The organism is Caballeronia sp. NK8, assembly GCF_018408855.1.
In the GTDB taxonomy this organism is placed as follows: domain Bacteria; phylum Pseudomonadota; class Gammaproteobacteria; order Burkholderiales; family Burkholderiaceae; genus Caballeronia.
This window is the reverse complement of the sequence record NZ_AP024324.1, coordinates 197,638-219,132: the sequence shown is the minus strand read 5'-3', so window position 1 is coordinate 219,132 and position 21,495 is coordinate 197,638. Positions and strand designations below refer to the sequence as shown.

The 21,495-nt window shown below is 62.5% G+C and carries 17 protein-coding genes; 6 read left to right on the top strand and 11 right to left on the bottom strand.

All coding sequences use genetic code 11. The annotated features are described in order from the left end of the window. Positions 1-3: 3 nt before the first annotated feature. Together NK8_RS22585 and argH are read right to left on the bottom strand one after the other, a co-directional pair. Positions 4-873: an amino acid ABC transporter permease gene (locus NK8_RS22585; RefSeq protein WP_213231229.1), complete on the bottom strand. Its 870-nt coding sequence runs from the start codon at positions 871-873 to the stop codon at positions 4-6. After that, positions 867-2,300: an argininosuccinate lyase gene (gene argH / locus NK8_RS22580; RefSeq protein ID WP_213231227.1), complete on the bottom strand. Its 1,434-nt coding sequence runs from the start codon at positions 2,298-2,300 to the stop codon at positions 867-869. The genes NK8_RS22585 and argH overlap by 7 nt, the downstream gene beginning before the upstream one ends. A gap of 127 nt (positions 2,301-2,427) precedes the next feature. On the opposite strand from argH, the gene NK8_RS22575 reads away from it, so the two are divergent. Beyond that, complete coding sequence (locus NK8_RS22575) at positions 2,428-3,315, top strand: LysR substrate-binding domain-containing protein (RefSeq protein ID WP_213231225.1); 888 nt, start codon at positions 2,428-2,430, stop codon at positions 3,313-3,315. A gap of 62 nt (positions 3,316-3,377) precedes the next feature. Beyond that, positions 3,378-3,992 (top strand): hypothetical protein, encoded by a 615-nt coding sequence (locus tag NK8_RS22570; RefSeq protein WP_367657795.1) that lies wholly within the window; start codon positions 3,378-3,380, stop codon positions 3,990-3,992. A gap of 348 nt (positions 3,993-4,340) precedes the next feature. On the opposite strand, the gene hpnJ is transcribed toward NK8_RS22570, so the two are convergent. From hpnJ to NK8_RS22550, 4 genes are all read right to left on the bottom strand, one after another. After that, positions 4,341-5,762, bottom strand: coding sequence for a hopanoid biosynthesis associated radical SAM protein HpnJ (gene hpnJ, locus NK8_RS22565; protein WP_213231224.1), 1,422 nt, complete (start codon positions 5,760-5,762; stop codon positions 4,341-4,343). A gap of 23 nt (positions 5,763-5,785) precedes the next feature. Continuing rightward, a complete protein-coding gene (locus NK8_RS22560; RefSeq protein WP_213231222.1) occupies positions 5,786-6,796 on the bottom strand; it encodes a lysylphosphatidylglycerol synthase domain-containing protein in 1,011 nt (336 codons plus the stop codon). A gap of 46 nt (positions 6,797-6,842) precedes the next feature. Further along, positions 6,843-8,027: a bacteriohopanetetrol glucosamine biosynthesis glycosyltransferase HpnI gene (hpnI, locus tag NK8_RS22555; protein WP_213231221.1), complete on the bottom strand. Its 1,185-nt coding sequence runs from the start codon at positions 8,025-8,027 to the stop codon at positions 6,843-6,845. Between the two features lie 200 nt (positions 8,028-8,227). Then, positions 8,228-9,031 (bottom strand): MipA/OmpV family protein, encoded by an 804-nt coding sequence (locus tag NK8_RS22550; RefSeq protein ID WP_225936386.1) that lies wholly within the window; start codon positions 9,029-9,031, stop codon positions 8,228-8,230. Positions 9,032-9,189: 158 nt separating this feature from the next. On the opposite strand from NK8_RS22550, the gene NK8_RS22545 reads away from it, so the two are divergent. Further along, positions 9,190-9,447, top strand: coding sequence for a hypothetical protein (locus NK8_RS22545; protein WP_162068958.1), 258 nt, complete (start codon positions 9,190-9,192; stop codon positions 9,445-9,447). A gap of 103 nt (positions 9,448-9,550) precedes the next feature. Here the strand turns inward: NK8_RS22545 and NK8_RS22540 are convergent, their stop codons facing one another. Continuing rightward, a complete protein-coding gene (locus tag NK8_RS22540) occupies positions 9,551-10,246 on the bottom strand; it encodes a CBS domain-containing protein (protein WP_213231219.1) in 696 nt (231 codons plus the stop codon). Positions 10,247-10,553: 307 nt separating this feature from the next. Between NK8_RS22540 and NK8_RS22535 the strand changes: the two genes are divergently transcribed. The 3 genes from NK8_RS22535 to NK8_RS22525 are packed head-to-tail and all read left to right on the top strand — an operon-like array spanning position 10,554 to position 15,443. Beyond that, positions 10,554-12,950 carry a phosphoketolase gene (locus NK8_RS22535; RefSeq protein WP_213231218.1) on the top strand — a complete coding sequence of 799 codons (2,397 nt, stop codon included), beginning with the start codon at positions 10,554-10,556 and terminating at the stop codon, positions 12,948-12,950. 19 nt (positions 12,951-12,969) lie between these two features. After that, positions 12,970-14,517 carry a DUF3300 domain-containing protein gene (locus tag NK8_RS22530; RefSeq protein WP_213231217.1) on the top strand — a complete coding sequence of 516 codons (1,548 nt, stop codon included), beginning with the start codon at positions 12,970-12,972 and terminating at the stop codon, positions 14,515-14,517. A gap of 11 nt (positions 14,518-14,528) precedes the next feature. Beyond that, the gene (locus NK8_RS22525; RefSeq protein WP_213231216.1) at positions 14,529-15,443 is read left to right on the top strand and encodes a DUF2950 domain-containing protein; all 915 of its coding nucleotides are present in this window, start codon (positions 14,529-14,531) and stop codon (positions 15,441-15,443) included. An 18-nt stretch (positions 15,444-15,461) separates the two neighbouring features. On the opposite strand, the gene NK8_RS22520 is transcribed toward NK8_RS22525, so the two are convergent. The 4 genes from NK8_RS22520 to NK8_RS22505 all read right to left on the bottom strand — a co-directional run bounded on the left by NK8_RS22520 (position 15,462) and on the right by NK8_RS22505 (position 21,465). Beyond that, entirely contained in the window at positions 15,462-16,643 is a 1,182-nt protein-coding gene (locus NK8_RS22520) for a right-handed parallel beta-helix repeat-containing protein (protein WP_213231215.1), read from the bottom strand. A gap of 470 nt (positions 16,644-17,113) precedes the next feature. After that, positions 17,114-18,397: an ATP-binding protein gene (locus tag NK8_RS22515; RefSeq protein ID WP_213231214.1), complete on the bottom strand. Its 1,284-nt coding sequence runs from the start codon at positions 18,395-18,397 to the stop codon at positions 17,114-17,116. Beyond that, on the bottom strand, positions 18,394-19,056 hold the full coding sequence (locus NK8_RS22510) for a response regulator transcription factor (protein ID WP_213231213.1): 663 nt from the start codon (positions 19,054-19,056) through the stop codon (positions 18,394-18,396). The genes NK8_RS22515 and NK8_RS22510 overlap by 4 nt, the downstream gene beginning before the upstream one ends. 186 nt (positions 19,057-19,242) lie before the next feature. Next, positions 19,243-21,465: a TonB-dependent siderophore receptor gene (locus NK8_RS22505; protein WP_213231212.1), complete on the bottom strand. Its 2,223-nt coding sequence runs from the start codon at positions 21,463-21,465 to the stop codon at positions 19,243-19,245. Positions 21,466-21,495: the final 30 nt, after the last annotated feature.

Here is a 21,495-nt window from a genome sequence, read left to right as displayed (position 1 = left end):
TCCTCACTGACGGCTCGAGGCGCGGCCCGCGCCGCGCGCATAGCGCCGCTCGACCCGCGTCTGCAGAAACGAAAGCACCGTGACGACGACGAGATACCAGATCGCCCCGACGATCAGCAGCTCGATCACGCGTCCGTTCGCGTAGTAGATGTTCTGCGCGTTGTGCAACATCTCCGCGTACTGGATCACGCTCGCGAGCGACGTGAGCTTGACCATGCCGACGAGCTCATTGCCGATGGGCGGCACGATCACGCGCATCGCCTGCGGAAGAATGATGCGGCGCAGTGCCTGAAGGCGCGGCATGCCGATCGACTTCGCCGCTTCGTATTGCCCGGTATCGACGGACAGGAGCCCCGCGCGCACCACTTCCGACGTATATGCGCCCTGATTGATGCCGAGCCCGAGAAGCGCCGCGAGAAACGGCGTCATGACATCGACGGTGCGCAACACGAACACGCCCGGAATGCCGATGGTCGGAAACACGAGCGCGAGGTTGAACCACAGGAGCAGTTGCAGAATGACCGGCGTGCCGCGAAAGAGCCATACGTAGCCCTGCGAGACGGAACTCAGCACCGGATTGCTGGAGAGCCGCATCACCGCCGTGATGACGCCAAGCGTGATGCCCAACGCCATCGCGAGCATCGTCATGACGATGGTGTTGACGAGGCCCATCAGGATCGTGCGCGCGGTGAGAAAGCGCCCGACCGTCTGCCATTCGATCTGCCCGCGCGCGAACGCCGCGACGATATATCCGATCACGACGATGATCGCCGCCGACGCCACATAGCGGCCCCAGTACCTGCGACGCACGCGTTCGAGCGTCGACGGCTCCGCTGTCATCGAATGCTGCGCCTGCTCCGCTGCGCTCAACATGTCGGACCTCCGTATTCGTTTGCCCATTCGCTCTGCCGCGCGAGCGCCAGCTTCAGGCGATCGATCTGCTCGACGACGCGCGCCGGCGCCGTGCCGCCGAAGCCGCTGCGTGCATCGACGGCGGCTTCGAGCGTGAGACGGTCCAGCACGTCTGCATGAAGACGCGGATCGACTGCGGCGAGCAGGTCCACCGTCACCTCGGACAACTCGATGCCGCGTTCCTCGCACGCCCGCACCAGCGCGCCGGTGATCTCGTGCGCCTCGCTGAACGGAATGCCTGCGAGCGCGAGCCAGTCGGCCACTTCGGTCGCGAGCGTGAAGCCGAGCGGCGCCTGCCTGCGCAATTCGTCCACGTTCACGCGCATCGTGCGGATCATGCCGGCCATCGCGGGCAGCGTGAGCGCGAGCGTGTCGATGCTGTCGAACGCGGCGTTCTTGTCTTCGGCAAGATCGCGGTTGTACGCAAGCGGCAGCGACTTGAGCGTCGCGAGCAGGCCGCTCAGATTGCCGATCAGACGCCCTGCCTTGCCGCGCGTCAGTTCCGCGATGTCGGAGTTCTTCTTCTGCGGCATGATCGAGCTGCCGGTCGCGTAGCCGTCGTCGAGCTCGACCCAGCGGAACTGGCGCGAGGTCCAGAGAATCACTTCCTCCGAGAGCCGCGACAAGTCCACCGCCAGCATGCTCGTGACGAACAGGAATTCAGCGACGTGATCGCGCGCCGCGACGGCGTCGATCGAGTTTTCGCAGGGCCCGTCGTAACCGAGTTCGCGTGCGGAGAGCGCCGGATTCACGCAGATGGCCGAGCCCGCGAGCGCCGCCGCGCCGAGCGGCGAACGCGCGCTGCGCCGGTCCCAGTCGAGCAGGCGATCGACATCGCGATAGAACGCCTGCGCATGCGCCAGCAACTGATGCGCGAACACGACGGGCTGCGCCGGCTGCAGATGCGTGAAGCCCGTGCTGTAGCTGCGCAGATGCGCTTCTGCCTGAGCGACGAGCGCATCCTGCAGCGCAATCACGTCGCGCGCGATCCTGCGCGCCTTGTCGCGCAGGAACAGGCGCAGGTCGTTCGCGGCCTGGTCGTTGCGCGAGCGTCCCGCGCGCAGCTTCGCGCCCGCCGCGCCGAGCCGTTCCGTCAGCACGCGCTCGAGGAACGTATGCACGTCCTCGTCGTGCGGCGACGGCGCGAGCCGCCCTTCGATGAATTCGGCGCGCACCTGCTCCATTTCCTTCAGCAGGTCTTGCAGCTCGTCCGCGTTCAGGATGCCCGCGCGCTGCAGCTCGCGGGCGTGCGCCTTGGAGCCTGCCAGGTCATAGGGCGCGAGCCTGAAAAAGCTTTCCTCGGAGCGCGACAGCGCCTTGAGTTCGGCTGCGGGCGCCGATCTGAAACGTCCGCCCCACAGCCGTTCGGTCCCTTCCGTCACCTTCATGCCTCATCCTCGTCACGTTGAGTTCACGACGAGCATAGGCCTACAATTTTTTTGTTTGTAGCGAGATTTTGAACCTGCTTTAATGAAATTTTTCTCAGCATCTCAACTGTGAACCAGCCCAACGACCATGCGTAGCCGCCTGCCGCCGCTCAATCCCCTGCGCGCTTTCGAAGCGACCGCGCGCCATGCCACTGTCGCCAAGGCCGCCGAGGAGTTGAACGTCACGGCGAGCGCGGTCAGCCATCAGGTGCGCGTGCTGGAGGAATCGCTCGGCGTCGACCTGTTCATCCGCTCGCGCGCGCGGCTCAAGCTCACGCCGGCGGGCGAAGCACTGCTGCCCTCGGTGCGCGGCGCGTTCGAGATGATCGCCACGGCAGTCGCGAAGGTGGGCGAGACGGTCGTCGCGGGGGATCTCGTCGTGTCGGCGCCGCTCTCGTTCACCTCGCGCTGGCTCGCGCGGCATATCGGCGACTTTCTGCATCGCTATCCGTCGATCAAGCTGAAGCTGATCCCGTCGAACGACGACAAGGAAGTCTATTCGCCTGACGTGGATGTCTGCATCCGCTACGGCGAGGCGCACTGGAAAGACCGCTCGGTCACGCTGATCGAGCATCCGTCGCTGTATCCGGTGGTGAGTCCCGCGTTGATGAACGGCCCGAAGGCGATCCGCTCACCCGACGACCTGCGGCACTATGCGCTGTTCTGCGAGCACGCCGGTTCGTGGATGCGCTGGCTCATGGAAGCGAAGGTGGAGCATCCCGAACGCATGCGCGTTCTGGAGATCGGCAATGCTCATATCGCGGTCGAGGCTGCCCTGCACGGTCAGGGCGTCGCACTCGGCGACAGCATCTCCGTGCGCGACGATCTCATCGAGGGCACGCTCGTGCGGCCGTTCAAGGCTACCGTGCCGTCGCGGCATCCGTACCACATCGTGCGGCCGCCGGAGCGCGCGGATGCGCCGCTCGCATCCGTGTTCGTGTTCTGGCTCGAACAGCATCTGAGCGAGTCGGCATAGGTCTGCTGCGGCTCGCGAGCCAGCGGGCGTCAATTCGCGCGACGCGATCGCATGTTCCGGCAATGTGTCCAGCGGTTGACAGAGCCGATGCGAGATCAAAGGTTGGAAACCGTATATACTGTTTTTTCCGATCGAAGGGAGAGACCATGAACACGCCAAAAATCGAACCGCCTACCAAGAAAGCCTTCAACTTCCCGAAAAGCGCCCCGGCAAAGAACAAGAAGGCGCTTGTGAAAGCGCCCGTCGCCAGCGAGGTCGAAAACGCTGCGCCCACGCCCCGTGCGGCCAAGAAGACTGCCAGGAAAGAAGTGATCAAGCCGTCCGCCAGCGCGTCGAAGCCCGGGCAGGCTGAAAAGAGCAGCCAGAAGCTCGCCAAGCCAGCCGCGGAGAAGTCCGCCCGGACTGTGGCCAGCAAATTCAAGGACACAGCAAGCGCAAGCGAGGCGAAGCGAGCGAAGAAAGAAAAGGTCGTGCGCGACAGCTTCACGATGCCGAAATCGGACTATGCGAAACTCGCGTCACTCAAGCAGAAATGTCTCGCGAACGGCGTACGTGTAAAGAAGAGCGAACTTCTGCGCGCCGCGCTCGCCATGCTGGATAGCGCGCCGGAGAAGCGTATCGTCGCGGCGATCAAGGCGCTCGAAACGGTCAAGACGGGCCGTCCAGCGGCCGTCTGACGACCCTCGAATGAGCATGCGATGCGAGGTGACGAGATTGACGTCACGAGCGCCTCACATCGCATAAGCGTCTCCTATCCTCGAGCAAGCCAGCGGCCACGCCTGATACGCAATCTCCGCCCGAAGGACGGGAAGATCCGTGGAGTCGCACTCCACGACGCATTCAAGCGTGACTCTCAGGCCAGCAACTTCCGAGCGGGCGCACTTGAGCAGCGCATCCAGACGAATGCACGCATTCACCGCAACCGGCGCGTGCCGAAGGATCGCGCGCAGCGGCATCGTCGTCCACACTCAACGGGTCACGGGCGTCGGTCGCCGCAGCCCGAAGCGGCTGCGGCCCTTCTTTATTCACGCCTTATGGTCGCGCAGGAATCGGAAGAATTCCACGCCTTCCTGCAGGCGTCGTTTCATCATCTCCCAGCTCACGAGCATCTCGCGGACGATTTCCCAGATTTTCGTCGGCCTGAAATAGAAGCGCTTGTAAAACTCCTCGACGCCGAGAAAGATCTCTTCGCGCGACAGGTGCGGATAGCCGATAGCCGATTGCTGAGTACCCGCTGAACTGACGAGCGTGATGACCTTGCTCTTCTCCAGCCATCCGTTCTCGACAGCCTGCTTATGAAGGACCGTCCCCGGATATGGCGCGGCGAGCGAGACCTGGATCGTGTGCGGATTGATCTCTTTTGCGTACTGAATCGTCTTCTGAATCGTTTCGTGCGTTTCTCCCGGAAGCCCAAGAATGAATGTGCCGTGGATCTTGATGCCGAGCTTGCGGCAATCTTCACTGAAGCGGCGCGCCATATCGGTGCGCAGCCCTTTTTTGACATTGACCAGAATCTGGTCATCACCCGATTCGTAGCCCACCAGCAAAAGCCGCAGGCCGTTATCCTTCATCACCTTGAGGGTCGAATACGGCACGTTCGCCTTCGCGTTACAGGACCACGTCACCCCCAGCTTGCCGAGTCCGCGAGCAATCTCCTCGGCTCTCGGCCTGAGATCGGTGAAGGTGTCGTCATCGAACATGATCTCCTTCACTTCGGGCATGTTGTCCCTGATCCATTTCACCTCTTCGAGGACGTTCTCCACCGACCGGGTCCGGTAGCGATGCCCCCCGACCGTATGCGGCCAGAGGCAAAACGTGCACCGCGACTTGCAGCCCCGTCCCGTGTAGAGCGATACATAGGGATGCTTGAGGTATCCGCTGAAGTAGTTCTCGGTCTTGAGGTCACGCTTGTAGATGGGCGCGACGAACGGCAACTGATCCATGTCTTCGAGAATCGGCCTGGCTTCGTTGTGCGTGATGCCACCGTCGGGTAGCCGATAACTCAGGCCGGGAATAGACTCGAACGGCACTCCCTGCGCGATGTCGCGGCACGTGAAGTCGAATTCTTCACGGCACACGAAATCGATCGAATCGCTCGCGGCAAGCGAGCCGTGAGGATCGACGGCCACCTTTGCCCCGATCATCCCGATCCGGATGCTGGATTTGCGTTGTTTCAGATGCTCCGCGAAACGCACATCGCTCGAGAACGACGGCGAGCTCGTATGAATGATGATCAGCTCGTATTCCTGAGCGATATCCAGCGTCGCATCCAGAGACAGGCCATCCGCGGGGGCGTCCACGACACGGCTATCCTCGACCAGCGCAGCGGGCTGGACGAGCCACGTCGGATACCAGAATGATCGTATCTCGCGTCTCGTCTGGAAGCGTGAGCCTGCTCCGCCATCGAAGCCGTCGAACGAAGGTGCCTGGAGAAACAGTGTTTTCATGGATGCCCTCAAAGGTTACGGGATTACTTTGCGTTCACGTTGTCCAGCTTGGCAGCCATCGGGCGCCGAGGACCGAACGAACGCTCGGCCAACTGCCAGTAAACGAGCCCCGGCACGAAGAACAGCAGATCGCGCACGCGCCGCGCACCTGCGAGCGCGAGACACGTGGGCGCATCGATACCCAGCATGCCGCCGATCAGAACGAAGCCGCCTTCCTGCACGCCGATGCCACCCGGCACGACAAAGGCCACACTGCTGACGAGTTGAATCAGCGCCTCCAGCACGAACGCCGTCGTGAAGCTTGCATTCGAGCCGAGCACGCGCAACGCCACCCAGATCTCCAGTGCCAGGCCGAGGCACTGCAGCGTTTGCCAGACGAACACATAGCGCGCCACGATGCCGGTCTGTCGCCAGATCAGCTTGATGGACTGATCGATTCGCGCTGACTTTCCGACCAGCGCGTACACCTTTCCGCTGGTGACCTTGTTGAGCGTTCGCGCGACACGTTCGAACGGCCGTGCATGCTGCACGAGCACGAACAGCAGGAGCACCGGCATGAGTCCGGCAAGACCCCATGCGAACCCTCCCGCAAGACGCGCGGCATCCGACGAGGTCTGCCCCAGCACGTAGCCAATGGCTACGAGCGCAAAGACGACCTGACTGATCAGCGTGAGTTGCATGTCGACGACGAGACTCGCCACCGCCGTTGCCGGACGCACACCGACACGACCGAGCAGGCGAAATGACACGATCTCTCCGCCGATCCGCGCGACGGGCAGCAGTCCGTTGATCGACTCGCGAATCCAGACGAGCTTGAGCATGGTCGCGAAGGAAGGCCGCTCTGCATCACGTATCAGCAGGCGCCAGTCCCAGGCATTCGGCAACATCGGAAGGATATGCACGAGCGCGGCCAGCAGCAGCCCTGCGCCGCCGGTTTCCAGCAAATGCAGGATCGCTACAGGGTCATCGCGCCAGATGAGCCACCCTGCGATCACCAGGCCGAGCAACGCGGCAATGGACCCGAGAAATTTCATTTCGGCACGTCCTGTCCAGAACGAGTGGCAGATGTCGAATCGATGATCATTTCAGGCCTGGGTCACGTTGGACACACGGCGACATCAAGCCGTCCCCGTCGACATCGAAGTGTCGTCCGCGCCATAACACGCGAAACGAGAGGAAGCTCGCCACGTAGATTACGAATTGAAGGACATCCCAGAGCGGCAACCATGGGAAGCCGTTGCAGCGCTCGCCCGTCGAGCGATTGGTTTGCCATACCAGCAGTGCACGAACGACGAGCGTCAGCACGACCAACCCGCATGCCAGTGGATTGCCCGAAGAAAAGAGCACGGCGAGCAATGCAAGTGGAAACGGATGCATCAGGACGGCGCCGAGATGCCCCATCCTGTCCGCAGCGCGGATCGTGCGGCTCCACCGCAACTCGTGCGCGAACAGTTGGGAAAACGTGGTTTCGACGCAGGCATGACTCACGATGAAAGGCGCAACGACGACTGAAGCACCACTGCTGCGGACCGCTTCGCCAATCGCGTAGTCTTCCGCGAGATGATGTCCGAACTGCGCGAGGCCACCGATGCGCTGCAGTGTCGCCCTCATGATGGCAATCGACTGGCCGAAGCAAGGTCGCGCGCGTTCAATTGAGAGTCCGGTCACTACGCCGGGCAGGAAGTGATAGTCGGTCATGGCGCCGCTGACCCGAGGCCAGAACCCGGGCGCACACATTCCGCGATAGGCGCAAGTAACAAGGCCGACGCCGGGTTGCTGAAGCGCACCTACGACGTCGCGCAGGAAGCTGGGCTTCACGCGGACGTCGCTGTCGGCGAAGCAGAGCAGGTCGTGCTCCGCGCGGTCCAGCATGTTCGCAAGATTGGCGACTTTTCGGTTGGGCCCGTACACCCTGGCGTCTACGACGACTGTTATGTGTTTCTCGGGAAAGCGCGCGCACAACATGTCGACCGCTTTAAGCGCCGCGTCACCCTCGTCATGGACGCCCAAAACATATTGAACCGCTCCGGGATAGTCCTGCTGCACAAAGCTCGTCAAGTTCTCGAGTAGCTGCCACTCGGCGCCGTGCAACGGCGTGATGACGGTGAGCGCCGGGAAGGAGACGGGCGCGTGTATCGGACGCGAGAAGAAACGTCGCATGACGAAACTCGCCGACACGGTGTACGCGACACCGACGCCGGAGCACAGTGCGGATAAGGTGGCGGCACAGGCAAAGAGCAGGTGGACAACATGCGGTTGAGCCATTTGCCTCGGAGACCATAGCGCCGTTGGGATGCCAAGCCTGAGTGACAGTTGCTTAAGACAACCTTAAGGACGGCGCCAGCCGTTGCACGATCGCCGTCTTTCTGGCGATAAGCCAACTGTCAGGAGAAGCGTTCAGACTCGAGATCAACTGCGGCTACACCTGTTCCATGTCGATCACACTCGTGCGTCGAACCTGCAGATCATCGAAAGGCATAGGCAAGCCCAACACCGTATGTCAGTTGATTGCGCGTGCCACGCTGCGTCACGATGGGGCTGGCCGCCGAGTCGCCCATCAGACGCTGGTAATAGACCATCGCGCCCGCGTACCATTTCGGGCTGATTTGAAAGATTCCGGCAACCCATCCGGTAATCTGATTGAGGCCGCCACCGGGATTGAAGACCGGCAATCCGCTCTTCTGCGAGTCCTCGGATGTCACGCCGTAGTAGGTCTCGTTGAAGCCGCCGCTCACCCATGTCGCGCCGAGTCCGCCGCCGATGAACACGCGCGAATGCAGCGGAAACCACGCGCTCGTATTCACCGACGTGCGCGCACCCGTGTAGACGGAACCGGCATTCGTGACGACGGTAATCTCCCCTCGCAAACGGTACGGCACATCGCCGACGTGACTGTATTCGTAGCCGACGTACCCGCCCCCTTCGAGCGTGGTGGAGACGTCGTGGACCTGTGACACCACGGGGTCGTCGACATTCCGTCGTCCTAGACGAAGCGCCAGCGCCGGCCCCCACTGAAACCCCGCCAGGCTTCCGAAGTTGTATTGCGTATACGTTCCGTACCATTCGAACAGATGGCCACCGCTCGTCACGTAACGCATGCCCGGAAGCACGCCTACGATGCGGTCCTTGCCGCCGGCATACTCGGTGGTCGAGCCGATCCCCGCGCCGAAGAAATTGGGCAATGCGTTCGAAAAATCGACCGGGCTCGCGCAGGCGCTGCCGAGGACAAACGAAGAACAGGCGCCGATGATCACTTTGCATGGTTTCACGCGTGCCTCTCCGGTCGATATAACCCCCGCCTGCTTCGCGCGATATCCCGCGTTGAGCGTTCGCTTTACAAAAGTCATTCACAATGGCCGAGGATGCAGCTATCTTGATGCACACACGACATCCAGGATGTCTCGACCCGCCCCCCGGAACTCACATCATGCTCGCGTGCAATCTCAGGCTCATCGCGTTCGTTGCCGCCATTCTCGTCTGCTCCTGGCCGGACGTGTCTTCGGCAACGGAGCAGGCACAGCAAAGGCGCGCCGGGCGCGACGTCCGCCAGGATACGCGCCAGCACGCCCGGCACACGAAGCAGGACTGCCGCGCCGCCAACCAGCAATCGAACGCGCATTGCCGGCACGACAAGCGGGAGACGAAGCAGCACGGGCGTCAAGCCGCAAGAAACATCAAATACTGATCAAGCAGGACGCGGTCAAGGCCAGTTCGCGTCACTGCTTCTCGATGCGCCACTCTTGCCGGACCCTTGTTGTCATGCACATGCACCCATGCGTCAGTTCCTGCTAGCGCGACGAGGGATCGGACGGCGGAAGCCCGAAGTGCGTCTTGACGTCTTTCACGCCCGGGACATTCTCGGCTGCGACGCGGATCGCGTTGCCTTCCTCCGAACCAACGACCGGCCCCCAGAGATGCACGGTTCCGTTTTCGACGGTGACGTTTTCCCGTGCCAGCGCCCAGGGATGGTCCTTCATGGCCGCGAGCACGTCCTCGCGGATCGCGTTATCGCCGCTCTCCGCCGTAGCGGACACATCGGGCGCCATGGTCACGAGCGCGCGAATCAGGTTGGCGCGGCTTACCACGCCGACGATTTTTCCGTCGCGCATGACCGGCACGCGCTTGATATGGCGACGATCGAGCAGCTCGGCGATATCGGCGACCGGACATGATTCGGTCACCGTCGAGACATCGGTGGTCATCACGTCCTTGACCTTCCTCGCGTGTTCCTTCACATACTGGCTCGCGAGTTCGGTCGTGGACGCGGCAAGTTCGAGCCACCACGAACGCTGTTTGACGCCGGTCCCGATTTCCGCGCGACGCATCAGATCGCCCTCCGTGACCATGCCGAGCAGTGTGCCGGACTCGTCGACCACGGGCATGCCGCTGATGCCGGCGAACACCATCATCCCCGCCGCGTGCCGTATGGTCATGTCCGGAGTGGCCGTAATGATCGAAGTCGTCATGATGTCGGAAGCTCGCACGTTCATCTCCTTCAGCCGGGTCACGATGCCGCTGTGGTCACAGTATGCGAACTCCAAAGTGATTTCAAGAAACGGGACGCGTGCATGTCCAGGAGACTTTAAGTACCAACTTACGCAAAGCCGTGCTACTTGTATTTCGTGTTCGTGCGTGATATCGACTCTATATGGAAGGGTCATCCGAAGCTGCAGATGACACCGGCAGCGCTCAGCGTCCTCGCGGCGACCAGATGACTCGTACGCGGTGCAACGCCGCGAGTAACCATGCGACATACATTCCGATGCACGTTCATTGAATGGAGACGTCGTTATGAGCAAGCACTCCAGAAGCGACGCACCGCAAAAGCCCGTTCCCGAGAGCGATGAACTTCGACTCGTCGATGCATGGTGGCGCGCGTGCAATTACCTTTCGGCGGGCATGATCTTTCTCATCGAAAATCCGCTGCTGCGAGAGCCGCTCAAATCCGGGCACGTTAAACAACGCCTGCTCGGTCACTGGGGCGCGAGCCCCGCGCTCTCGTTCACGTGGGCGCATCTGAACCGCGTAATCAAGCGCGACGATCTCGACGTGATCTTCATGGCAGGACCCGGTCATGGCGCGCCCGGCGTGCTCGGCCCCGCCTATCTGGAAGGCACCTATTCGGAGGTGTATCCGGACAAGAGCGAAGATGCAGAAGGCATGCAGAAGTTCTTCAAGCAGTTCTCCTTTCCCGGTCATATCGGCTCACACGTGACGCCGGAAACCCCGGGCTCCATTCATGAAGGCGGAGAGCTTGGCTATAGCCTCTCTCACGCCTATGGGGCGGCACTGGACAACCCGGGGTTGATCGTCGCGTGCGTGGTCGGCGACGGCGAAGCGGAGACCGGTCCGCTCGCGACGGCCTGGCACTCGAACAAGTTCATCAATCCCGCGCGCGACGGCGCCGTGCTGCCGATCCTGAACCTGAACGGCTACAAGATCGCCAATCCGACGATCCTCGCGCGCATCAGCCACGAGGAACTGGAGGCCTTGTTCGTCGGCTATGGCTATCGGCCTTATTTCGTCGAGGGATCGGATCTGGCCGAAATGCATCGGAAGATGGCGGAAACGCTCGATGCCGCGACCGCCGAGATCCGCGCGATCTGGGACGAAGCGCGCAACGGCAAGGACGTCGAGCGGCCGCGCTGGCCGATGATCGTGCTGCGCACGCCGAAAGGCTGGACCGGCCCGAAGGAAATCAACGGCCACAAGGTCGAGGGCTCGTGGCGCGCGCATCAGGTGCCGTTCTCCGATGTGCATAACAATCCCGCGAATCTCGCGGTGCTCGAACGCTGGATGCAGAGCTACAAGCCCGAGGAGCTTTTCGACGACGACGGCAGGCTGCGCGCGGAGATTCGGGCGATCGCCCCCACCGGCACGCGACGCATGAGCGCGAATCCCCACACGAACGGCGGCGTGCTGCGCAAGGAACTGAAGCTTCCCGATTTCCGCGCCTATGCCGTCGATGTCGGTCAGGCCGGCAAGATCCAGCACGAAAACACGCGTCCGCTGGGCGCGTTCCTGCGCGACGTCATGCGTTGCAACATGGACAGGTTCCGCGTGTTCGGCCCCGACGAAACGGCATCGAATCGCCTTCAGGCCATCTATGAAGTCAGCAAGAAAGTCTGGATGGCCGATCTCCTTCCGGAAGACGAGGACGGCGGCGAGTTGTCGCGCGATGGCCGTGTCATGGAAATGCTCTCCGAGCACACGCTGCTCGGCTGGCTCGAAGGCTATCTGCTGTCAGGGCGGCACGGCTTCTTTCACACCTACGAAGCATTCGCGCATGTGATCGATTCGATGTTCAATCAGCATGCGAAATGGCTCGACATCTGCAAGAACCATGTGCCGTGGCGCGCGTCGGTTTCGTCGGAAACCATCCTGCTCTCGTCCACCGTATGGCGGCAGGATCACAATGGCTTCTCGCATCAGGATCCGGGCTTCATCGATCTCGTCACCAACAAGAGCCCTTCCGTGACGCGCGTGTATCTGCCGCCGGACGCCAACACGCTGCTCGTCGTGGCTGACCAGTGCCTGCGCTCGAGCGATTGCATCAATGTGATCGTCGCGGACAAGCAGAAGCATTTGCAGTTCACGACCATCGACGAAGCGATCGTCCACTGCGCGAAGGGCATCGGTGTGTGGCGCCGCGCGAGCAACGACGAGAACGACGAACCCGACGTGGTCATGGCGTCCTGCGGCGATGTCGCGACGCAGGAAGCGCTCGCCGCGACCGCCATACTCCGCGAGCGTCTGCCGGAGCTCAAGGTGCGCTTCGTGAACGTAGTCGATCTCTTCAGGATGCAGCCCAACACGGAGCATCCGCACGGCTCGAGCGTGCGCAATTTCGAGAGCCTGTTCACCATCGACAAGCCCGTGATCTTCAATTTCCACGGCTATCCGTGGCTGATCCACAGGCTCGCCTACCGGTTCCGCAATCACGAGAATCTGCACGTGCGCGGCTATAAAGAGAAGGGCAATATCAACACGCCGCTCGAACTGGCAATACTCAATCAGGTCGATCGTTTCAATCTCGTGATCGATGTGCTCGATCGCGTGCCGCGCCTGCGCGGTAGAACCGCGCATCTGAGAGAGGATATGAAGAACGCGGTCATCTCTCATCTGGATTACGCGCACACGCACGGCACCGACAAGCCGGAAATCGCGGAATGGGTGTGGCCGTTTTGATAACCGAACGGGGATGGTCATGACGACGTGCCATGGACGGTTCCTGAGTGCCAGCCTCGTCGTCTTGCTGGCAGGCTGCCCCTCGAAACAGCAGGATCAGCCGGCTCAGACTCAGGCGGCGTCGGCACCTGCTCAAGCTTCGGCGGCGCCGCCTGCCTCCGTCGCGGCGCCGGTTTCGGCAGCGGTCCCCGCCTCCGTTGCGGCTGTGCCGCCGCTGCCCGCCTCCGCGACGCAGCCTGCGGCCCAGCAATATCCGCCCGAGGAACTCGAGGCGCTGGTCGCGCCGATCGCGCTCTATCCTGATTCGCTGTTGTCGCAGGTGCTGATGGCATCGACGTATCCGCTGGAAATCGTGCACGCCGCGCGCTGGGTCAGATCGAATCCGAATGTGAAAGGCGACGCCGCGGTAAAGGCCGTGCAGGATCAGACATGGGACGTCAGCGTGAAGTCGCTGGTGGCGTTTCCCCAGGTGCTCGTCCCCATGAACGACAAGCTGGACTGGACCCAGCGACTCGGCGATGCGTTTCTCGCGCAACCCAACGACGTGCTGGCCGCCGTGCAGCGTCTGAGGATTCGCGCGCAGGACACCGGACATCTGAAGTCGACGCCGCAGCAGAAAGTGAGTGTCGAAGCACGTTCCGCCACGAGCCAGAGCGGCCAGCCGGGTCAGGCGCCGCCCACGCAGATCGTGCGTATCGAACCGGCCAATCCGCAGGTCATCTACGTGCCCTCCTACAATCCGACCGTCGTGTATGGCGCCTGGCCCGCGCCGGCCTACCCGCCGACCTACTGGCCGCCTCCACCGGCCTACTACCCCGGCGCCGCCCTTGCGAGCGGCTTTGCGTGGGGCCTGGGCATCGCGGCGGCGGGCGCGATCTTCAGCGATTGCAACTGGAACAACAACGACGTCAACGTCAACATCAACAAGGCCACGAACATCGATCGCAACTTCGACCGCACCAAGGTCGAGGGCGGCAAGTGGCAGCATGACGCGCAGCATCGCCAGGGCGTTTCCTATCGCGACAACGCAACGCGCGACAAGTATTCACGCGGCGTGCAAGGTGCCGATGCCCGGCGCGACTATCGCGGACGCAACGGCGCTACGCCGGAGCGCGCGGGCGCGGCCAATCGGCCCGCGACACGCGACCAGGCGGCCAACCGGCCTCGCGCCAACAACGCGAACGTCGCCAACCGCGCCGACGCCGGCAATCGCGCGCATGCGCAAAATCGTCAGGCGGGAGCGGGCAATCGGGCGCAGACGGCCGACCGCAAAGCGCCAGCGGCCAATCGGCCTCAGACCGCCAATCGGCCGGCGCACACGCCAGAGCGCGCTCAATCACACGCCCGTGGCGGCGCAGCGGGCGCGCAGGCGGGCAACCGGAGCGCATACGGCGGCGGCGCGCGCGACACCGCATTTCAGGGTGTCGGCGGCGGCGGCGGCGCGGCGCAACGCGATTTCAACCGTGGACAGTCGAGCTTCCAGTCATCGAACTTCCATCGTGGTGGCGGCGGTGGCGGCGCGCGTGGTGGCGGCGGCGGCGGTGCGCGCCACGGCGGACGGCGCTGAGGAGAGCGATCATGAAGAGACTATCGGAGATTGGCGCGCTCCTCGCCGTGGCCGGAAGCACGCTGAGCGTCGCGTTCGCGCTCGCCGTCGTTCCGGTTCCGGCGATGAGCGCGCAGAAGTTCTTCCAGACACCCGAGGCGGCGATGAACGCCTTCGGTACCGCCGTCGCCGGCAACGACGAAGGCGAGCTCAAGGCTTTGCTGGGCGCCGACTTCCGCAACGTGATTCCTTCAGTCGGCGCCGAGCTGCGCAGCAAGTTCCTGACCGCGTGGCAGGTTTCGCACGCGATTCAGACGACCGACAATGACCACGCCCGGATCGCCGTCGGCAACGACGGCTGGACGCTGCCGATCCCCCTCGTGAAAACGCAGCAAGGCTGGGAATTCGACATGCGCGCTGGCGCCGACGAGATGCGCCTTCGGGAGATCGGCCGCAACGAGCTTGCCGTGATCCAGACGATGCTCGCGATCTACGATGCACAACGCGACTACGCATCGAAGTATCACGACGGCAACAAGGTCTACGTCTATGCGGACAAGTTCGCCAGCAGCAACGGCAAACACGACGGCCTGTACTGGCCGACCAGCGCCGATGAAGAACCGAGTCCGCTCGGTCCGGCCTTCATGACAGCCGGCGCTCGCGCCAGATCGGAGTCGGGCTACTACGGCTACCACTACAAGCTGCTGCGCGCGCAGGGGCCTCATGCGCCGGGTGGCGCGTACGACTACATGGTCAATGGCCGTCTGTTCGGCGGCTTTGCCGTGGTCGCATGGCCGGCCCATTATGGGGAAACGGGCATCAAGAGCTTCATGGTCAGTCACGACGGACAGGTCTATGAGCGCGACCTCGGCCCGGACGGCGACAAGAAGGTCCAGGCGATGAAGTCATTCGATCCCGGACCGGGTTGGGAAAAGGTGTCGCCCTGAAGGGTTCGGTTCGCGAGCTTAGCCGATCCTCGGGTTCACAACCGAGATCGTCAGACCTGACGGTATCCCGTTACCCAAGTACCAGCTCTTCTGCCACACCGGATTCGTGTTGGTGATCGCTCCCGTCACGATGTAGCCGCTCGGCGCCATGCCGCCCACGCTGAACGGGCCATCGACCAGGCTGTTGTCGATATGGTTCGTGATCTGAATATCGACAGTCTTGGGAATCGGTCCCGCGAGCGATCCCAGATCGACCTGGATGCCCGGACCGGCGCAGCCCAGCGTCTTCGGGCTGACGATCCTGATGGCCCGGAACACCGCCGTGTTGTCATTCGGTTCGATGTCGAGCCCCGCCCCCGGAGCCGTTCCACCGATGTTCTGCCAGACAGGGCTGTTGAACGTGACGGTGTCGCCCGAAATGATCGACACACCCTGGCGGCGACAACCATCCGCGAGATGGTTGCTGATCGTGATGCCCTTGCTCGTCACGCCGTCCACGGAATAGCTGTTGGCAATGTAGATGCCGTCACCCCAGCAGTCGATGGTCGTCGGCGACGTGATCGTGATGTTCGAACTGCCTGCGATCGAAATGCCCATGCCCCACTCCCCCGATGTCGCCGCATTGAGCGACTTGCTGCCGTCGAGGTACGGAGATTCGATGTTCACGTTGCTCACATCCCAGAGACGCATCATCTGATACGAGTCGGTATTGTGAGCCAGCAGCTTGATCGAAGCGCCTTGTGCGAAACGGATGTGCGTGTTCGAGCGCAGCGTGAGGCCCGTGCTGTCGATCCGGCTTTGCCCGGTGATCAGGAGAATCTGCCCGACCGATCCGTCGATCGCGGCCTGCAGCGCCACGCGGTCGTTCGTGGTTCCGTCGCCCTTCACGCCGAAGGAGGTGTCCGTCAGGACGCCGTTCGGGCTGACGTCGCTCGCATTGCGCGTGCCGGTGACCGTGTCCGGACTGGTCGCGCTCGCGCTCTGTGAACCGGTGCCTGTACCCGGTGTAGTGCCGGTCGTGTCCTGCGAGCCGCCGTTCGTGCCCGGACTCGTCTTGCTCGACGAGCTGGCCGCAGTCGGTGAACTCGCGCCACCACCGCCGCCGCAAGCGGACAGCACAAGCGAGCCGGTGCCGAATACGAGCGTCGAAAGGATTTTGCGACGCATCGCGCTGGGAATATCGGAGCAAGTCGAAGCCATCGAGAAATCTCTCGTGCGCGACTCGGTGGAGTCGAATTGATTTGCGCCTCACGAAGATGAAGCGACAGGCGACGAGCGAACCGTTTCGGCGCTTGATTGGTTTACGGCGTGAGAATCGAATTCCTTAATAAAAAGGCCGTCATAACGTGGATGGTCTTCGCCTGAGACGAGTACTTGTAATTCGGGATGGCGTAGCAGAATTGACAAGCGAATGCGGCATTGCGGCCAGAGCCCGCGTTGCTGAAACGTCGCAGCGGATCGTTTCTCTCCGCTCGATCTGATTTGGCGATTTACCGGATCATCGATTCAAAACAAATCGCTTTCGAAACAGACACGAATAAATATAGGAGCCTTGAGATTATCGAATTGATTTTAGAGCTGACCGCCATTCAGGGCACTTCAAAAGTCTTCGCAGTGTATTTTCACTATCGGAAATTGTGGACGCCTGCCGACCTCGCGCATTGCTCACGTCAGAGCGTCACCACGACCACCAGACCGCATGACACTGCGGCCCCGAGCGTCACATGAGCGCCGATACGTTGTGCGATCGTCCCGACGATCGACAGTCCGAGTCCTGATCCATCCACTTCGCTGCCAAGCACGCGATAGAACGGGTCGAACACACGCTTGCGCTCCTCGGGCGCGATGCCCGGGCCCGTGTCCTCGATCCGGATCCACGGCCTGCCTTCCGTGGTTCCCGTAGAGAGATCCACGCGGCCTCCGTGCGGCGTGTATCGAATGGCGTTGTCGACGAGATTCTTGATCATGATCGTCAGGTCGGCCTGCGGCGCATCCACGTACACCTCCTGCACGCTGGACACGCCGATATCGATCGCCTTCGCTTCAGCGAGCGGCATCAGGTCCTCCAGGATGTTGCGAAAGACCTCCTGAACGCGCAGGTTCAGGCTTTGCGCCGACACATGGTTTTGCAGACGCGCGAAGGTCAGCAATTGTGTGAGCAGGGATCGCGATCGCGCGAGACCGCGCCGTACCGCATCGAGACGCTCGCGTGCGCCGTCGGACAACTCGCACTCGTTCAACCGCTCGACTTGCAAGGACAGCGCCGTCAGCGGCGAGCGAAGTTCGTGGGCCGCGTCGGCAACGAATCTGCGTTGCAGCGCGAACGATGTCTCGACGCGCGCAAGCAGCCGGTTTATCGCAACCACGAACGGGACGATTTCGCTCGGCAACGTCGCGCTCGAAAGCGGCGAGAGATCGTGTTCGGGACGTGTGTCGAGATCGACGGACATCGCCGAAAGCGGCCGGAACATATGCCTCAGGATCAGATGCAACGCCGCGATCAGTACGATCGCCAGCGCCCCGAACGGCATGACGGTGGCGAGCGCGCTATTGCGCGCGATCTCGTCGCGTCCGACGGTCTGCTGACCGATCACGACGCGCGTTCCGTTCGGGAGCGTCTTGACGAAGAAACGCCAGGACACGCCGCCGACGATCGCGCTCTGGAGTCCATCGGGCAATGCGGCGGGGACGGCGAGCGGCTTCGGCTCGTCGATGGTCTGAATCACGAGCCTCGATTCGTGATCCGCGCCCGCGACGTTTGCAAGCGCCTCGCGCTCCATCACGTCCAGCGTGCCCGGCGTCACGAGCGCGGAAACCTGCAGGAGCTGGCCGTCCTGCAATTCGTTTGCCTCGTGAAATGCCACCTTGAACGCAATGGCGCCGCCGATGGTCGCAAACGCGACGATCAACATCGACAGCCAGGCGGACAGCCTGAACTGAAGCGAACGCGTCATGTTTGCCTGGACACCATCCAGCCGACGCCACGGACGTTCTTGATGGCGTCGACGCCGAGTTTCTTGCGCAACGAGTGGATCAGGAACTCCACGGCATTGCTTTCGACTTCTTCGTTCCAGCCGTAGATGCGGTCTTCCAGATCCGCACGCGACAGAATCGCGCCAGGCCGGATCATCAGCGCCTGCATGAGCGCGAATTCGCGGCTGGAAAGGCGGATCAGCGCGCCGCCCGAACTCGCTTCGCGCGTCGCCGGGTCCAGCGTGAGCACGCCGTTGGTCATGACCGGCGCGGCCTGCCCTCCGCGCCGGCGAATCACGGCGCGCATGCGCGCGAGCAGCTCGGCGATTTCGAATGGCTTGATGAGGTAATCGTCGGCGCCTTCGTCCAGGCCGCGGATGCGGTCCTCGATCGAATCGCGCGCCGTGATGACGATGAGCGGCACGGGATGATCCCCGCGGCGCACGGTGCGCAGCACCTCGAAGCCGTCGGCGCCCGGAAGGCCGAGGTCGAGCAGAATCGCATCGTAGACGTGCGTCATGAGGCTCGTCAGCGCGAGCTTGCCGTCGCGCACCCAATCCACGGCGTAGCTGCAATCCTTCAACGCATCGTGAACGGACTCGCCGATCATGCGGTCGTCTTCGACCAGCAACACCCTCATACGCGCCTCCCCGTCGGCCTTCGCCATAGCGCACGGGCGGCGAAGGGAATCGTATATCTGCAGAGTTTCTCTCTGCGCGATCCGGGAGGTTAGTCGAACAATCCTTATGAGACGCTTAGGACATTGGAGGAAGGCCGTGCATGCGTGACGCGCGCGATGTCCAGGCGACATCGCGCGCAGATCGTCTTACTGATAGAAATTGAGCGTCAGCATCGCCGAACGTCCGGGCGCCCAGGTCGCATAGATCGGGTACGCGCTCGAATAGTATTTGCGGTCGAAGATGTTGTTCACGTTCAACTGCAGGTCCACGCTCTTCGCGACGTGATAGGTCGCCATTGCGTCAAAGCGCGCGTAGCCGGGCGTCCACTTGAGCACCGTCGGCGAAACCGACGCATACGACTTGCTCGCGATGATCGCGCCCGCGCCGACCTTCAGCTTCGGCGAGACGTCGTAGAACGACCAGAGCGTGAAGTTGTGCTTGGGCACCATCACCATCGGCAGACCGGACGACGCCGCGCTGGCCGCGCCCGCATCGACGGTGATCGCGTCGAGATACGAATAGCCGCCGAAGATGCTCCACTTGCCCGTGACGTTGCCGGCCGTGCCGACTTCCACGCCGCGCACGCGCTGATGACCCGCGTTGATCGTGCCGCCCAGACCGTCGCTCACGCGTGCGTTGGTCTTGTCGGTCTGGAACAGCGCGAGGTTCATCGACAGACGGTCGAGCACGTCCCACTTCGCGCCGACTTCGATGTTGCGGCTGCGCTCCGGCGACAGATCCTGATTCGTGGCCGTGAGCTGATCCGTACCGCCGCCGAGACCCGAGTTCGCGCCCGGCGGATTCGCGGAGGTGCCATACGACGTGTACAGGCTGACCGTTGGAAGCAGCTTGTACACGAGACCGAGCTGATAGCTGAAGAGATTCGAGTTGTTGGTCAGGTCCTTCGCGCCGGCCTGCGTCGACGTGACGTCGAAACGGTCGAAGCGCGCGCCCGCGTTGAAGAGCCAGCGGTCCGTGATCTTCACGCTGTCGAACAGATAGGCCGAAGCGATATTGGTCTGCGTGTGCGTCGCCGCGCCGGGAAAGCCCTTGTCGCCGTTGAGCAGCACGCTGCCGAGCCACGGATTGTCCGGATTCCATGCGTTGACCGGCGTGCAGTTGTACGCGACCGAACACGGACCGCCCGTGCGGATGTTGTTCCCCGCGCTATCCGTGACGAGATAGCCTTCATAGAGGCTGCGCTCGTGACTGAACTCGACGCCGCCCGTCATCGTGTGCTGCATGCCGAGCAGCGTCGCCTTGCCGGTCAGCTCGGTCTGGTTCGTGATGCTGTTGGTCGCGTACTTGCCGCTTTTCGCCTGCAGACTGAGAATGTTCGACGTCGGGCTCGTCAACTGCGGATTGGTCGCGATGTAGTCGAGCGTGGAGCGGCCGAACATCGTCGTGTTCCTGAGCTTCAGATTGTCGTTGAAGCGATGCTCGACGCGCACTTCGCCCGTGTCGGTCTGACTATAGCGATAGTCACGGTTATTGAAACCATAGAACTGGCCGCGGTCGCTGTTGATCGGCGTGCCGCCCGTCGAGCGGAAAGGCACGCTGAAATCGGGCATGTCGTAGCTGTTCAGATGGTAGTAGCTGAACGTGACCGTCGTCGGGCTGTTCAGGCCGAACGCCACCGAAGGCGCCACGCCCCAGCGCTTGCTGTACACGTTGTTGCGGCCCGGCTGATTCGCATCGAAGCCCATCGCGTTGAAACGGAACGCGCTGTCGTCGGCGAACTTCTGGTTCACATCGAGCGTCAGGCGCTTGTACGCATCGGTCCCGATGCCCGCGCTGCCGCTGATGAAGTTCTCGTTCTTCGGCATCTTCGTTTCGATGTCGATGGAACCGCCTACCGCACCGCGCCCCGCATAGACGGAGTCCGGTCCCTTGATCACCGTGATGCTCTCGATATCGAACGTTTCGCGGTTCTGCACGCCCGAATCGCGGATGCCGTCGACGAAAATCGAATTGCGCGATTCGAACCCGCGAATCACCGGCCGGTCCGCCGAAGGATTCGCTGCCGCATCGCCGCCGAGGAAGGTGATGCCGGGAACGGTCTTGAGCGCATCGGCGAAAGTCGTCGCGTTGGTCTCCTTGATGAGTTCTTCGGGAATGACCGTGATCGAACGCGGCGTGTCGAGCAGTGGCGCCGTGAATTTATACGATGGCAATTCCTTCGTCTGCAGGTCCGACTGAACCGCCGCCGCGTTCACCTGGACGGCGGGCAGCGATTGCGCCGACGGGTCGCTGGTGTCTGGCGCGGACATCGACTGCGCGACGGCCTGTGACGGAACGAGAAAACTTGCGCAATAAAGAGCACCGACGGACGCGAGCAGGCGCGTCCGCGTCTTTAACAAAGCGGGCATGGTGACAGAGTGAAGAAGGATGAAGCCCCA

Excerpts from the sequence above, each read along its gene's own strand:
- NK8_RS22585 (WP_213231229.1), bottom strand. The coding sequence starts at position 873 with ATGTTGAGCGCAGCGGAGCAGGCGCAGCATTCGATGACAGCGGAGCCG.
- argH (WP_213231227.1), bottom strand. The coding sequence starts at position 2,300 with ATGAAGGTGACGGAAGGGACCGAACGGCTGTGGGGCGGACGTTTCAGA.
- NK8_RS22575 (WP_213231225.1), top strand. The coding sequence starts at position 2,428 with ATGCGTAGCCGCCTGCCGCCGCTCAATCCCCTGCGCGCTTTCGAAGCG.
- NK8_RS22570 (WP_367657795.1), top strand. The coding sequence starts at position 3,378 with ATGTGTCCAGCGGTTGACAGAGCCGATGCGAGATCAAAGGTTGGAAAC.
- hpnJ (WP_213231224.1), bottom strand. The coding sequence starts at position 5,762 with ATGAAAACACTGTTTCTCCAGGCACCTTCGTTCGACGGCTTCGATGGC.
- NK8_RS22560 (WP_213231222.1), bottom strand. The coding sequence starts at position 6,796 with ATGAAATTTCTCGGGTCCATTGCCGCGTTGCTCGGCCTGGTGATCGCA.
- hpnI (WP_213231221.1), bottom strand. The coding sequence starts at position 8,027 with ATGGCTCAACCGCATGTTGTCCACCTGCTCTTTGCCTGTGCCGCCACC.
- NK8_RS22545 (WP_162068958.1), top strand. The coding sequence starts at position 9,190 with ATGCTCGCGTGCAATCTCAGGCTCATCGCGTTCGTTGCCGCCATTCTC.
- NK8_RS22535 (WP_213231218.1), top strand. The coding sequence starts at position 10,554 with ATGAGCAAGCACTCCAGAAGCGACGCACCGCAAAAGCCCGTTCCCGAG.
- NK8_RS22530 (WP_213231217.1), top strand. The coding sequence starts at position 12,970 with ATGACGACGTGCCATGGACGGTTCCTGAGTGCCAGCCTCGTCGTCTTG.
- NK8_RS22525 (WP_213231216.1), top strand. The coding sequence starts at position 14,529 with ATGAAGAGACTATCGGAGATTGGCGCGCTCCTCGCCGTGGCCGGAAGC.
- NK8_RS22520 (WP_213231215.1), bottom strand. The coding sequence starts at position 16,643 with ATGGCTTCGACTTGCTCCGATATTCCCAGCGCGATGCGTCGCAAAATC.
- NK8_RS22515 (WP_213231214.1), bottom strand. The coding sequence starts at position 18,397 with ATGACGCGTTCGCTTCAGTTCAGGCTGTCCGCCTGGCTGTCGATGTTG.
- NK8_RS22510 (WP_213231213.1), bottom strand. The coding sequence starts at position 19,056 with ATGAGGGTGTTGCTGGTCGAAGACGACCGCATGATCGGCGAGTCCGTT.
- NK8_RS22505 (WP_213231212.1), bottom strand. The coding sequence starts at position 21,465 with ATGCCCGCTTTGTTAAAGACGCGGACGCGCCTGCTCGCGTCCGTCGGT.